This is a genomic window from Arthrobacter sp. M71 S08 (genome assembly GCF_059089725.1).
Window position 1 is genome coordinate 85,451 of sequence record NZ_JBNHEY010000002.1, and the last position, 13,690, is coordinate 99,140.

Sequence of the window (13,690 nt, forward strand, 5' to 3'; positions counted from 1 at the left end):
AACGCCGCACTGGTGGAGATTTCTGCCGTCCGCGCGGTGACCGTCGGATCGTTCAGCAGCGTAGCGTTCCTTCGGTCGCCGTCGAGTCTCCCCACACTCCCCGGTGCCACAGAACTGTTCCTCATATCCGCGGCAGCTCAATGCTGACCGTCGTGCCGACGCCCAGCTCGGAGTGGACGGACAGCTGCCCGCCGTGCCGTTGCACGGCCTGCGCTGCGATGGACAGCCCCAGGCCGGTTCCCGGAATCTCGGCCGCAACCGAATTGGACGCCCGGTAGAAACGGGTCAACAAGTGGGGGAGTTCCTCTTCGGGGATACCGATGCCGGAGTCCTCGATTGTTACGCGCACGGCGCCGTCGCCGGACAGGAACCTGACGGTGACCAGTCCGCCGTCGGGCGTGAACTTCACCGCGTTCGAGAGCACGTTCACGAAGGCGCGTTCGAGGAGTTCGCGCATTCCGTTCACCCGCTCCGGTGAATCTGCGGGAGCGAGCTGGATCGAGACGCGTTTCCTGACCGCGAGCGGCAGCAGGTCCGTCACCACCGAATCAAGCAGGGAAACCAGGTCGATCGGGGCAAAACCGAGCTCGGTGCCGGAATCGAGCACAGACAGTGCCAGGACGTTCTCAACGAGAGTGCTCAGCCGCTGGCCGTTGCGCTCGATGACCTTCAGCATCTTGTGCGCGTCGGGTGGCAGTTCACCGCCGTCGCCGTCCTGCAGCAGTTCAACGTACCCAAGAATCGAGGACAGGGGAGTGCGCAGCTCGTGATGCACCGTCGCCACGAAACCGTCCTTGGCGGCGTCAAGCTCGCGGAGCCGGTCCACCACCTGCTGCTGGCCGACAATCAGTTGGCCCTGAACCATTCCGTGCGCCAGATTGCCGAGCAGGTGCTGCAACAGGGCAATTTCGGCACTCGACCATTTGCGGGTGCCGCGGTCGGCGGCAATCCAGAGCACGCCGAACGGTGTTGAGCCTTCCCCGACGGGCAGCAGAAGACCGCTGCTTGTGAAGCCGGCCATCCGGGCGTGGATGTTGGGCAGGTTCTCCGGGACTTCGTCGAGCCGCCCGGCGATCACCGCAAGTGAGCCGGAGGTCCGCCACAGTTCCGTTCCCAGGATCCGCAGTTCGTCGAGGAGCTCGGTGACGTCGCCGGGTTGCACGCGTCCACCCCCGCGCTGCCAGCGTGCGGAACCTGAGGAGATGCGCCCGTCGTCGAAAATGTGCAGCGTCACGTCTTCGGCATCAAGTGCTTCGCCGATTCCACGCAGCGCCATCTCGACCATTTCCGAGGGCTCGTTGGTCTGGCGAAGTTCGTCGGAGATGCGCCGCACACGGTCCCGCAGGAACGCTGACTCGTGCCGCCGTTCCTCGCGTAGGCGGTTGCGATGGATAGCTGTGTTGACCCGGTGCAGAAGCTCGTCGGAGGCGATCGGCAGCAGCAGGTAGTCGCTCGTGCGCATTGTCAGTTCGGGGTGGGACGTGACCTGATCCGCCGTCTTCGCGGTCAGCACCACGGGGATGTTCCGCGGGAGCAGATGGTCGGCTTCTTTCGCGATGGTGGCGAGATACTCGAGGGCAATTTCAGCGCCGACGACGGCGACATCAGCGGTGCCCTCGCGCGCCGCCTCAATCGCCGGATTGACCGTGCTGTGAGCGGCAACCGAGAAACCGGCGTCGCGAAGGTTGTTGGCTATCTCAGCGAGCAGGCCGACGTCGGAGTCGACCACCAGAGCGGTGCCCACAGCAGCGTCGAACTCCCCGGTTGCGCCCAAGACCTGTCCCCTTGCTTCTGCCTGTGTTGTTGCAGGTTCTGCCGAGTCTAGCGAGGTGCTGGTTGCCGTGCTGAAAAGTGGCGGTAGTATCGTGCATCAGCCGCCTCTGAGCGAAAGGCACTAGACGTGCGACGTGGCACCAATCTCCCCCGGATGGGGGACTTCAACCAGAGTGTCATTCTCGATGCCATTCGCCGTTCCAATGAGGGACTGAGCAGGGTGGAGCTGGTGGACCTGATCGGGTTGTCGCCGCAGGCTGTCTCCAATATCACCCGCCGCCTGCTGGCGGAGGAACTGATTGTGGAGGCGGGGAAATCCGGTACCGGCCCGGGCAAGCCGCGGACCATCCTTCGCATTAATCCGTCCGGCCGGTACTCCGTCGGCGTGCACCTTGATCCGGCTGTGATGACGGTGGTGCTGATGGACCTCATGGGCACAGTGATACAGCGCCGCGTCCGTGAAACCCCGATGGGGACTGAGCCCGGGCAGATCATCGACGCGATCGCCGGCGAGATACGAACGCTGCTCGCGGAGTCTTCGGTGGACCCGGCACGCATTGAGGGAATCGGGGTGGCACCTCCGGGGCCCATCGATCAGCCCGCGGGCGCCGTCGTCAACCCTCCGCTCCTGCTTGGCTGGGACCGCGTTCCGCTGCGGGATGCTCTGGCGGAGGCCACCGAAATGCCGGTCTTCGTGGAGAAGGACGTGACGGCGGCTGCGGTCGCCGAGATATGGGGCGGCGGACACGAGAGCACACAGAGTTTCGTGTTTGTCTACATCGGTACGGGCATTGGCAGCGGCATCGTTGTTGACGGCGAGGTGATGCGCGGGGCTTCGGGAAACGCCGGCGAGATCGGGCATATCGTCACGGACCCCAACGGGCCGGAGTGCGCCTGCGGAATGCGCGGCTGCATTGCGGTGACGTGCGATCCGCAGTCGCTGGTAGGTGAGGCGGAAGAGCGCGGAGTGCTGAGCGAGCCACATCACCGCAACGGCGATGTGGCTGACGGGCTGCTGCAGCTGTGCGCTGCGGCGGAGGCGGGCGACAAGGTGGCATGCGACATCATCACCAGGGCTGCAGTTCGCACCGCGCGGGCAGTCTCAGTTCTGGTCAATGTGCTCGACGTCGATCGAGTGGTGTTCGGCGGGCCGTTCTGGGCGCCGCTGGCCAACCGGTATCTGGAGGTCGTGCCGTCGTCGTTATTGGACTTCCGTGCCGCGCGAAGCATCCACCCGGTGGAGGTAGTTTCCACCGGCATCGGCGACGACGTTGCCGCTATCGGTGCCGCCTGCCTCATGCTCGAGAGAACACTCGGCCCGAGGGCAGAACGGCTGATGCTGGCACGCTGATTCCTACCGCACAATCCTCGGATCACTGGGGTTGACATATACCCCCCAGGGGTATAAATTTCTTCTTACCGGAGCAGGAAGTCCAAGCCCAGACTGGGCCGTTTACTCCTTGAAGGTCTCTCGATACGGCTGGAGCCGGCGTGTAGAGCACCGGATGCGCATGCTGCGCCGCCCCCACGGTCACCGTCACCGTTAGCCAGCCCTCTCCGCCGCGGCGGTACCCTCCGCGGCTGGGCAGGCGGCCACTACAACAGCAAAGCCTGATTTCGAGGTCCGGGACATCCGTCCTGTGTGACCGAAGGAGAATTATCATGAAACACCAGATGCACGGCCAGGCAGGCCCGTCGGTGTCAGATCACGAGACACACGGCCAGGCCATGCCTGAGCCCCACCCGCAATCCGCCCTCGATGACGTACAGCGCCACTCCACAGAGCATCGGGATGCCGATCACGAAGTTCATACGCATGGCCAGCATGCCGGACACTCGACGGCCATGTTTCGCAACCGCTTCTGGATTAGCCTGATACTGGCCGTTCCAGTTGTCCTTTTCAGCCACATGTTCGCCATGATCGTGGGGTACACACCACCGGAGTTTCCCGGCTCCATGTGGGTCTCGCCGCTGCTGGGAACGGTCATCTTCTTCTACGGCGGTGCGCCGTTCCTCAGGGGCGGCATCATGGAGCTGAAGTCCCGCCAGCCCGGGATGATGCTGCTGATTGCCATGGCCATCAGTGTCGCCTTCATCGCGTCCTGGATAACCACACTCGGAATCGGGAACTTCAACCTCGACTTCTGGTGGGAGCTGGCCCTGCTGGTTGTCATCATGCTTCTGGGCCACTGGATGGAGATGCGGGCCCTCGGCTCAGCCGCCGGAGCCCTCGATGCACTGGCCGCGCTGCTGCCGGACGAAGCTGACAAGGTCACCGAAGCGGGTATCGAAACGGTCCCGGTCACCGCCCTGGCTCCCGGGGACGTGGTCCTTGTCCGGTCCGGTGCCCGCGTGCCGGCCGATGGTGACATCGTCGACGGCACGGCAGAGTTCGACGAGTCGATGATCACCGGCGAATCGCGCACCGTTTCACGCACTCCCGGCGAGACGGTGGTCGCCGGTACGGTCGCGACCGACAACGCTGTGCGGGTGAAGGTGACCGCGGTGGGTTCGGACACCACGCTCGCGGGGATCCAGCGCCTGGTCGCAGAGGCGCAGGCCTCCTCGTCCAGGGCCCAGGCCCTTGCCGACCGTGCGGCGGCGCTCCTGTTCTACTTCGCCCTGGTCGCAGGCATCATCACCTTCATCGCCTGGCTGTTGCTGGGCAGCCCGAATGACGCGGTGGTCCGCACCGTCACGGTGCTGGTCATTGCCTGCCCGCACGCACTTGGGTTGGCCATCCCGCTCGTGATCGCCATTTCCACGGAGCGTGCAGCGAAGGGTGGCGTGCTGATCAAGAACCGGATGGCGCTTGAGCGGATGCGGACCGTCGACGTCGTCCTGTTCGACAAGACCGGCACCCTCACGGAGGGACGCCCTGCCGTCACCGCGACCGCCGCAACCGCGGAGATCAGCGAAGCCGAGATGCTCGCCCTGGCAGGTGCAGCCGAATCCGACAGCGAGCATCCGCTTGCCCGGGCCATCGTGCAGGCCGCAGCGGACTCCCCGGAGGCAGCGGCGTTCGGGTTCCGGGGGAGTGGGTTCTCCTCCATGACCGGACGCGGGGTTCGCGCGACAGTCAGCGGTGACGAGGTGGCTGTCGGTGGGCCCAACATGCTGAGGGAACTCGCCCTGGACACACCGCCTGACCTGGCGGGGGCGGTCGGGGAGTGGGTTGCCCGCGGCGCCTCAGTGCTCCACGTCGTGCGCGATGGGGCAGTCATCGGCGCCCTCCGGCTTGAGGACCGCGTTCGCGACGAGTCGCGGGCGGCCGTGAAGGCCCTGCAGGACCGCGGGGTGAAGGTTGCCATGATCACCGGCGATGCGCGCCAGGTGGCAGACGCGGTGGGTTCCGAGTTGGGCATCGACGAGGTTTTCGCTGACGTGCTGCCGCAGGACAAGGACTCCAAGGTTGCCGAACTGCAGGCTCGCGGCCTGAAGGTAGCGATGGTCGGAGACGGCGTGAACGACGCACCGGCGCTGGCCCGATCAGAAGTCGGCATCGCGATCGGTGCCGGGACCGACGTCGCGATGGAATCTGCCGGCGTCGTGCTTGCAGGAAACGATCCGCGATCGGTTCTGGCGATGATCGACCTGTCCCGGGCCAGCTACCGGAAGATGATCCAGAACCTGGTGTGGGCCACCGGGTACAACCTCGCCGCTGTTCCGCTCGCTGCAGGGGTGCTCGCGTTCGCGGGTATTGTCCTCTCGCCGGCGGCCGGTGCCGTCCTGATGAGTGTGTCGACGATTGTGGTTGCGCTGAATGCGCAGCTGCTGCGCCGGATCGATCTCAGCCCCGAACGCATTTCGCACTAGTTCACTACATTGGATTCGATGAGCAGGAAGGCGGCGGCGATGAGCGGCACAGGGAAGATCAGGGCAGCCCTGGCCGTTCCGCGCGCCGTCGTTGGTTTCCTCGGCCTCACGGCTGTCATCGTCGGCATCCTTGCGATGCACGTCTGGATGGGCGGTCACGGCCCGGCGGCCGCGCACGGCTCTCATGCGGTGGCGCACGGTTCCCACGCGGTGGCGCACGGTTCCCACGCGGTGGCGCACGGTTCCCACACGGTGGCGCACGGTTCCCACACGGTGGGCGATATGGTGCCGGCCGCCATCGCGCCCGTCTCCCACCAGCACCACGACGCCGCTGCACTAGGACTCTGCGTTCTTGCTTTCATTGTCGTCACCATCCTGGCGTTCCTGCTTCCCGCTGGGAGGCGCGTTCCCGGATCTGTGCTCCTGCGCGGCCCGCCTCTTATCCGTCAGGAGCCGCTGTCCATTCCCGCTCCTTCACTGATCCGGCTCTGTATCAGCCGGACGTGAGCCTTCCGCCGCGTCCCGCTGAATGCACCACGGAAGACTCTTTGCACGTATAACCAGAAGGATCAGATCACCATGAAGCGTTACCTTTCCCTGTCAGCACTGAGCGTTGCAGCCGTTATTGCCCTCGCGGGTTGCGGCAGCGAGACCGGGCCCGCAAACGACCCGCCGACTCCGACGCAGGAAACCGGGTCGACAACTCAATCCGCTACGGAAGCTTCCACACGGCACAACAATGTCGACGTCATGTTCGCGCAGATGATGATTCCCCACCACGAGCAGGCCGTGGAGATGAGTGACATTATGTTCGCCAAGGACAACATCAACCCCGAAGTTACGGAACTCGCCTCGCGAATCAAGGATGCGCAGGCCCCCGAGATCGACGCCATGACCGGCTGGCTGGAAGCCTGGGGGGAACCCGTTGAGATCGAAGGCGGTATGGAGGGGCACCACATGGGTGCAATGGACGGCGAGGCCGGCATGTTGAGCGAGGACCAGATGGCCAAGCTCGAAGCCGCTGACGGCGAGGAAGCATCCCGGATGTTCCTTAAGTCCATGACCGCGCACCACAACGGCGCCGTTGACATGGCCAGGGAAGAAATCAAGAACGGCGAGAATCCCGAAGCCATCGCGCTCGCCGAGACCATCGTCGAAGCCCAGGAGGCCGAAATCAAGGAGATGGAGGCCTTGCTCGAAGAACTCTAGGCGCGGCTCTGTTTGAGGTCTGCACTGAGCGATAGGGTGGTCGCAGGCCGCATCGAATAACGGTTTTCGGCACGGTGGTCCTGGAACTTTTGAGCAGCTGTGGTGACCGACGACGTCGGGAAGTCACCGGAACTGCACGAAAGGTTTCCGGGGCCATTGTGCCTTAAATCCACTCGACGTACTATTCCGGTATCGGAAGTCTCCCGATGCCTTAGTTTCAAAGGAGAAACCATGCGCAGCGCCTCTCGAACCCTCCCAGCGGCGGCGCTTGCCGCACTGCTCGTGTTGAGCGGGTGCTCCGGCGACGGTGACGGAGACGGAGAGGGGGAGGAAGCCGCCAACCAATCGCTGCGCATCATCTACCAGAAAGCCGGCGAGGGCTCACCGCTGGACACCCTGATGCAGAGCACCAAGGAGCAGTTCGAAGCCGCCAACGAAGGCGTCACCGTCGAACTGGAACCGGTCGAAGGCACTGACGAAGATTACAACACCCGCCTCGCCCTGTCGCAGCGCTCGCCGGACACCGCTCCGGACGTCTTCTACGAGGACAGTTTCCGCCTGCGCTCCGACGTTGAGGCCGGCTACCTGTTGAATCTCGACGAGCACCTGGCAGGGTGGGACGAGTGGGACACCTTCAACGAGGCCGCAAAGGAAGCAGGACAGGCCGACGACGGCAGTATCTACGCGGTGCCCCTCGGTACCGACACCCGGGTCATCTGGTACAACAAGCAGGTTCTCCAGGACGCCGGAGTTGAAGTCCCCTGGCAACCGGAATCCTGGGACGACCTTTTGGACATGGCGCGCACCGTCAAGGAAGCACAACCCGACTCCCGTCCCTTCAGCATGTACGCCGGAACCGGTACCGGCGAGGGCACCGTCATGCAGAGCTTCTATGAACTGCTGTATGGCACGGAGACCGGGGGCCTCTACGACGAAGAGTCCCAGAAATGGGTCACAGGGTCGCAGGGTTTCATCGACTCACTTGCCTTCCTGAAGACCCTCTACGACGAGGAACTTGCCGTCACACCTGCCGAAGCCCTCGACCCCAACGTGTGGCAGGTAGTGCTCGGAACCATGCTGCCGGAGAACCAGATGGGAGCCACCGTTGAAGGCTCCTACGCGCCGTCGTTCTGGCAGGAAGGCGGCATGTTCGCGTGGCCGGAGTACGCCGACGTCATGGGCGTCGCACCGTTCCCCACGCAGGACGGGCAGGAGCCCGGAGCTGTGAGCATGTCCGGAGGCTGGACGCTGGCGGTCGGCGCGGGCACGGAGAACCCGGACCTCGCGTTCGAGTTCCTCACTACCGCGATGAACCAGGAAAACCTGCTGCAGTACACGGTGGACAACTCGCAGATCGCAGTGCGTAGCGACATCGCGGAAGCTCCCGAGTACCTTGAGGCCAATCCGTTCGTCGACGAGGTCTCCGCGGTGCTCGATGTGACGCATTACCGGCCCGCAACGTCGAACTACGCCGAGATCTCCACTGCGGTCCAGGAAGCCACCGAAGCTGTCATCACAGGTGGAGCAACACCGGAGGAAGCGGCAGCTACCTACGACGAAGCACTCACGTCTATTGTCGGCGAAGAGAACGTCGTCGAGGAGTAACCATTTCCTCCACGGTCACTTCCCGCGGCGCGTCCTCCGGCGCCGGGCACCGCGGCACCCGCGGGAATAACAGGCAGGAGCGGGAGCGCAACGGACGGGCCTCCCGCTCCCTATCTGCCGGGCTGAAGCTCCTGCCCCTCGCCCCCGCGATCATCCTCATCGGGATCTTCCTAGCCGGGCCGATTGTGTGGTCCTTCTACGGCTCCTTCACCAACGCGGCCTTGACCGGCGCCAACGCGAAGGACCCGGAGTGGATCGGGCTGGAGAACTACACCACCCTGTTCGCCGACCCGCTGTTTCCCCAGTCGCTGCTGCTCACCGTCGTCTTCGTGCTGGTCTCGGCGGTGATCGGGCAGAACTTCCTCGGTCTGGGCCTCGCGCTGCTGATGCGGCGGGCGCACCGGGCGGTTGCCGCCGTCGTCGGCGTGTGCGTGGTGGCAGCATGGGTGCTCCCGGAAATCGTGGCCGCGTTTGTTGCGTACGCGTTCTTCTTCCGCGACGGGACGCTGAACCAGCTCTCTGGCTTTGCTGGCCTGCCGGCTGTGGACTGGCTGTTCGAGCACCCGATGCTCGCCATCATCCTGGCGAATATCTGGCGGGGCACCGCGTTCTCGATGATGGTCTACCAAGCCGCGCTCAACGACGTGCCGCGGGAGGTCACGGAGGCGGCGGAGATCGACGGAGCGAACGGTTCGAAGACGCTGGCGTACGTGACAATTCCAATGATCCGGCGCAGCATCGCGACCAACCTGATGCTCATCACCCTGCAGACGCTCGCGGTGTTCACCCTGATCTACGTCATGACCGCCGGCGGTCCCACCAACCGCAGCACCACGCTGCCGATCATGGCCTATGAAGAAGCCTTCCGGTACAGCGACATCGGCTACGGCACCGCCATCGCCGTGGTCATGCTGATCATCGGCGCCGCGTTCTCCCTCGCGTACATCCGCCTCCTGCGCGAGAGGAACCCCTGATGACCGCGCCGATTTCCAGCACGACGACGGCGGCGCCCGTGGTCGCGCCGACACGCAACTCCCGCGGTGGTCGCAGGGGCTCACCGAGTTGGAGCGCGAGTGCTGTCCTGGCCGCCGTCGCGCTGTGTTTTGTGGTGCCGCTGAGCTGGCTGGTCCTCGCGTCCTTCGATGCGGAGGCGACGTACGAGACGGCGTTGCCGTCGTCGTTCTCGGTGGCCAACTTCACCGCGATCCTGACGCCGGAACAGACGTATCGGCCGCTGTTGAACAGCCTCATTCTTTCCGGTGGATCGGCGGCGGTGACCGTGATCGCGGCGGTGCTGGCGGCCTACCCGCTGTCCCGGTTCAACACGCGGTTCAACCGGCCGTTCCTGTACACGGTGCTGTTCGGGACGTGCCTTCCGATCACGGCGATCATGGTCCCGGTGTACAGCCTGTTCGTGCAGTTGAACCTGCTGGATTCGCTTGCTGCGGCGACGTTCTTCATGGCCGCGACGTCCCTCCCCATGGCCATCTGGATGACCAAAAACTTCATGGATTCGGTCCCGGTGTCGCTGGAGGAGGCGGCGTGGGTGGACGGTGCGTCCGCGATGAAGGCCCTATGGCACATAGTGGTGCCGCTGATGCGGCCGGGCATCGGCGTCGTCTTCATCTTTGTGTTCATCCAGGCCTGGGGAAACTTCTTCGTGCCGTTTATCCTGCTGTTTTCGCTGGAGAACCAGCCCGCAGCCGTGAGTATCTTCCGGTTCTTCGGGCAGTTCGGGACGGTCGCCTACGGGCAACTCGCCGCGTTCTCGATTCTTTACGCTCTACCAGTGATTGTCTTGTACGTTCTTGTCTCACGTGTGTTCGGTGGGTCGTTCGCCATGTCGGGCGCTCTGAAAGGTTAGGTCCATGCACGACAATCGTCTCCTGGTCGAGGCCCGAATCGAGCGTTTGCTCACCGAACGGCTCACGCCTGCGGTCTGGCCGGTATCGGTGCCGCTCGAGGTATCCGTCTGGCAGGCACCGGGTGAGCCGGTGCCTTTTGATTCGGTGGTGTCGGAGCGGTTCGAGCCGTTCGTGGTCGGCTCCGCCTGGGGGCGGCCCTGGGGGACCGCCTGGTTCCGGTTCGCAGGTGCCGTGCCGATTGAGTGGTCGCTCTCCGCCGGTCATGAGGTCGAGGCCGTAATCGACCTTGGATTCTCGACGATCATGCCCGGCTTCCAGGCCGAGGGCCTTGTCTATGCGCCGGATGGGCGGGTGATCAAGGCACTGGAGCCGCTGAACATGTGGGTTCCGTTGGATGCCGAGCCGGGTACCGCCGTCGAGTTCTATGTTGAGGCGGCTTCCAATCCCAATGTGATCGACGGGTTCGACTACCAGCCCACTCCGCTGGGCTCCCTGGCCACCGCAGGATCCGATCCTCTCTATACGTTCCGCCGCGCGGAGGTGGCGCTGTTCGACCGGGAGGCGTGGGAACTGGGCCAGGACGTGTGGACGCTGAATGGCCTCATGCACGAGTTGCCCGTGGATCTGCCCCGCCGTCACGAAATCCTGCGTGCACTGGAAAAGGCGGCCAATGCGGTCGACCCGTCCGACGTCGGCGGTACCGCTGCGGCCGGGCGTGCGTGTCTCGCTGGCGTCCTGGCATCGCCCGCTTATGCGAGTGCGCACCGGATGCACGCCGTCGGGCATGCGCACATCGACAGTGCCTGGCTGTGGCCGGTCCGCGAGACGGTTCGGAAGGTGGCACGGACGTTTTCCAACGTGCTGGAGCTGATGGACCGTAAACCCGACTTTGTGTTTGCTGCCTCGTCGGCGCAGCAGTACGCCTGGCTCAAGTCGTCCTATCCGGACCTGTTCGAGCGGGTTGCCCAGAAGGTCCGGTCCGGGCAGTTCGTGCCCGCGGGCGGCATGTGGGTGGAATCGGACACCAACATGCCCGGCGGAGAGGCCCTGGCCCGGCAGTTCGTTGCAGGCAAGCGGTTCTTTCTCGAGAACTTCGGCGTGGAGCCGCAGGAGGTGTGGTTGCCGGATTCCTTCGGGTATTCGGCCGCCCTGCCGCAGATTGTTCGCGCGGCTGGATCACAGTACTTCCTGACACAGAAGATCTCCTGGAACGAGACGAACCTGTTCCCGCACCATTCCTTCAACTGGGAGGGCATCGACGGCACGAGGGTGTTCACTCACTTCCCTCCCGTTGACACCTATAACTCGGACCTTTGTGCCCGCGACCTCGCCCGTGCGCAGCGGAACTATCGGGAGAAGGGCGTGGCGAATACGTCGCTGGTTCCGTTTGGTTGGGGCGACGGCGGTGGCGGACCCACCCGCGAGATGCTGGCGGCGGCTGAACGGACTTCTTCTTTGGAGGGGTCGCCTGCAGTGACGATGTCTTCGCCGGCCCGGTTCTTTGAGACAGCGTCGACGGAGTATCCGGATGCTCCGGTGTGGTCGGGGGAGCTGTACCTTGAGTTCCACCGCGGGACCTATACGTCGCAGGCGCGGACCAAGCAGGGCAACCGACGCTGTGAGCACCTGTTGCGGGAGGCAGAGCTCTGGTGTGCCGTTGCTGCGCTGCGCTCCGGGTTCGCCTACCCGTACGACGAGCTCGAAACCGCCTGGCACACTGTGCTGCTGCAGCAGTTCCACGACATCCTGCCCGGATCCTCGATTGCCTGGGTCCACCAGGAAGCGGAGCGCAACTATGCGGCTGTCGAGTCCTCGCTCGAGTCGCTCATCGCGGCGGCGCTGGCTGCGCTGTTGGGCACCGGATCGGCGACGGTTGCGTTGAATGGCGGACCGTACGACGTCGGTGGCGTGCCTGCGCTGGGAGGCGCCGTGCCGTCGTCGTCGGCTGACTATGAGCCGGTCCGGGAGGGGTCCTCTTTTGTTCTGGAGAGCGATTCCCTGCGATTGACGGTCGATGAGAACGGGTTGTTCAGTTCATTGGTCGCCGGCGGCCGGGAGGTAATTCCGGCCGGTACGCGGGGCAATGTCTTCCAGCTGTTCCGTGATACGCCGAACCAGTGGGACGCATGGGACATCGACGAGCACTACAAGTTCAACGTCACGGAGCTGACGGAGGCGGCCGCTGTTGACGTGGTTGGTTCGGTGCTGCGGGTGGATCGGGTGTTCGGTAAGTCCCGTCTGGTTCAGCGGATTTCGTTGAGTGCTGACGGCACGGCGGTGGATATGTCGATCGAGGCCGACTGGCACGAGCAGCAGAAGCTCCTGAAGCTCGCGTTCCCGGTGGATGTCCTGGCGGACCGGGCCGCGTCCGAGATTCAGTTCGGACATATTCAGCGGCCCACCGCCACGAACACATCGTGGGATGCTGCCAGGTTTGAGACGGTGGCGCATCGCTGGGTGCATGTGGGGGAGCCCGGGTTCGGGGTGTCGTTGGCGAATGATTCGACGTACGGGTACGACATCTCCCGTTCCGAGTCCCGCTCCGGTGTGCCGTACACGCTGATGCGGGCGTCGGTTTTGCGAGGGCCGCTGTTCCCGGATCCGCAGGCTGATCAGGGACCCCACACCTTTAAGTTCTCGTTGCGGCCTTCTTCCGGCATCGCTGATGCGGTCGCGGAGGGGTACCGGGTGAACCTGCCGATACGGGCGGTGACCGGCGTGGCGGCGTCGTCAGCCGATCCGGTGGTGACGGTGTCCAATCCTGCAGCGGTTGTCGAGGCGGTGAAGCTCGCGGAGGACCGAAGCGGCGACGTCGTCGTGCGGTTGTATGAGGCCTTCGGTAGTCGGGCGTCGGCGGTGGTTGTGCCGGGGTTTGAATACTCGTCGGTGGTTGCCACTGATTTGTTGGAGCGTTCAGTTCCGGCTGACTTCATGCATTCCGACGACGGCGGTGTTCGCCTTACGTTGCGGCCGTTCCAGTTGGTGACGTTGCGCTTTCGGATGGGGACGCTTTCGCGCTAGTTGGGTGCGCATCGTTTCGATCGGCTCGCCTCCGCTTTGGTTGTTCCTTCCGCTGACCGGGTCCCGGCGACTTCTCACCTGTTCCCTTACGCTCCAACCGGTGGGAGCATGGTTTGCATGAGCGAGACTTCGCACGAAGACGAGCACCACCACGACGAGCGGCGGCGCCCGAAGACGCCCGACGAGCACAGCGGTAATCAGGATCTTCAGGCTATGTTGCACCGGCGGCAGGAGGCCGAAGAGCAACTGCAGGAGCGTGTGGAGGAAGCGGAACGTCGAGATTCGGTGGGCCGCGGTGAAGACGCTGACCGCGACTTCACCCGCGAGGATGGGACGGAACGAGGAGACTCCAGCGGCGAGGATTGAGCGGGCCGCGGGGACATAATCCGCGAGGACCGAGC

The 13,690-nt window shown here is 64.4% G+C and carries 10 protein-coding genes; 9 read left to right on the forward strand and 1 reads right to left on the reverse strand.

The features are described 5' to 3' along the window. Window positions 1-121: 121 nt before the first annotated feature. Window positions 122-1,774: a sensor histidine kinase gene (locus AC5RTB_RS04275; protein WP_494059849.1), complete on the reverse strand. Its 1,653-nt coding sequence runs from the start codon at window positions 1,772-1,774 to the stop codon at window positions 122-124. 153 nt (window positions 1,775-1,927) lie between these two features. On the opposite strand from AC5RTB_RS04275, the gene AC5RTB_RS04280 reads away from it, so the two are divergent. The 9 genes from AC5RTB_RS04280 to AC5RTB_RS04320 all read left to right on the forward strand — a co-directional run bounded on the left by AC5RTB_RS04280 (window position 1,928) and on the right by AC5RTB_RS04320 (window position 13,655). Beyond that, on the forward strand, window positions 1,928-3,124 hold the full coding sequence (locus AC5RTB_RS04280) for an ROK family transcriptional regulator (RefSeq protein ID WP_494060399.1): 1,197 nt from the start codon (window positions 1,928-1,930) through the stop codon (window positions 3,122-3,124). Window positions 3,125-3,435: 311 nt separating this feature from the next. Further along, complete coding sequence (locus tag AC5RTB_RS04285) at window positions 3,436-5,589, forward strand: heavy metal translocating P-type ATPase (RefSeq protein ID WP_494059850.1); 2,154 nt, start codon at window positions 3,436-3,438, stop codon at window positions 5,587-5,589. Between the two features lie 18 nt (window positions 5,590-5,607). Further along, complete coding sequence (locus AC5RTB_RS04290; RefSeq protein ID WP_494059851.1) at window positions 5,608-6,096, forward strand: hypothetical protein; 489 nt, start codon at window positions 5,608-5,610, stop codon at window positions 6,094-6,096. A 72-nt stretch (window positions 6,097-6,168) separates the two neighbouring features. After that, window positions 6,169-6,798 (forward strand): DUF305 domain-containing protein, encoded by a 630-nt coding sequence (locus tag AC5RTB_RS04295; protein ID WP_494059852.1) that lies wholly within the window; start codon window positions 6,169-6,171, stop codon window positions 6,796-6,798. A gap of 231 nt (window positions 6,799-7,029) precedes the next feature. Then, window positions 7,030-8,403: an extracellular solute-binding protein gene (locus AC5RTB_RS04300; protein WP_494059853.1), complete on the forward strand. Its 1,374-nt coding sequence runs from the start codon at window positions 7,030-7,032 to the stop codon at window positions 8,401-8,403. Between the two features lie 182 nt (window positions 8,404-8,585). Further along, entirely contained in the window at window positions 8,586-9,377 is a 792-nt protein-coding gene (locus AC5RTB_RS04305) for a carbohydrate ABC transporter permease (RefSeq protein ID WP_494060400.1), read from the forward strand. After that, window positions 9,377-10,267, forward strand: coding sequence for a carbohydrate ABC transporter permease (locus AC5RTB_RS04310; protein ID WP_494059854.1), 891 nt, complete (start codon window positions 9,377-9,379; stop codon window positions 10,265-10,267). Before AC5RTB_RS04305 ends, AC5RTB_RS04310 begins: the two co-directional genes overlap by 1 nt. A 4-nt stretch (window positions 10,268-10,271) precedes the next feature. Then, the gene (locus tag AC5RTB_RS04315) at window positions 10,272-13,289 is read left to right on the forward strand and encodes an alpha-mannosidase (protein WP_494059855.1); all 3,018 of its coding nucleotides are present in this window, start codon (window positions 10,272-10,274) and stop codon (window positions 13,287-13,289) included. 117 nt (window positions 13,290-13,406) lie between these two features. Continuing rightward, window positions 13,407-13,655: a hypothetical protein gene (locus tag AC5RTB_RS04320; protein ID WP_494059856.1), complete on the forward strand. Its 249-nt coding sequence runs from the start codon at window positions 13,407-13,409 to the stop codon at window positions 13,653-13,655. The last annotated feature ends 35 nt before the right edge of the window (window positions 13,656-13,690 follow it).

Excerpts from the sequence above, each read along its gene's own strand:
- AC5RTB_RS04310 (WP_494059854.1), top strand. The coding sequence starts at position 9,377 with ATGACCGCGCCGATTTCCAGCACGACGACGGCGGCGCCCGTGGTCGCG.
- AC5RTB_RS04300 (WP_494059853.1), top strand. The coding sequence starts at position 7,030 with ATGCGCAGCGCCTCTCGAACCCTCCCAGCGGCGGCGCTTGCCGCACTG.
- AC5RTB_RS04290 (WP_494059851.1), top strand. The coding sequence starts at position 5,608 with ATGAGCAGGAAGGCGGCGGCGATGAGCGGCACAGGGAAGATCAGGGCA.
- AC5RTB_RS04295 (WP_494059852.1), top strand. The coding sequence starts at position 6,169 with ATGAAGCGTTACCTTTCCCTGTCAGCACTGAGCGTTGCAGCCGTTATT.
- AC5RTB_RS04280 (WP_494060399.1), top strand. The coding sequence starts at position 1,928 with ATGGGGGACTTCAACCAGAGTGTCATTCTCGATGCCATTCGCCGTTCC.
- AC5RTB_RS04320 (WP_494059856.1), top strand. The coding sequence starts at position 13,407 with ATGAGCGAGACTTCGCACGAAGACGAGCACCACCACGACGAGCGGCGG.
- AC5RTB_RS04315 (WP_494059855.1), top strand. The coding sequence starts at position 10,272 with ATGCACGACAATCGTCTCCTGGTCGAGGCCCGAATCGAGCGTTTGCTC.
- AC5RTB_RS04285 (WP_494059850.1), top strand. The coding sequence starts at position 3,436 with ATGAAACACCAGATGCACGGCCAGGCAGGCCCGTCGGTGTCAGATCAC.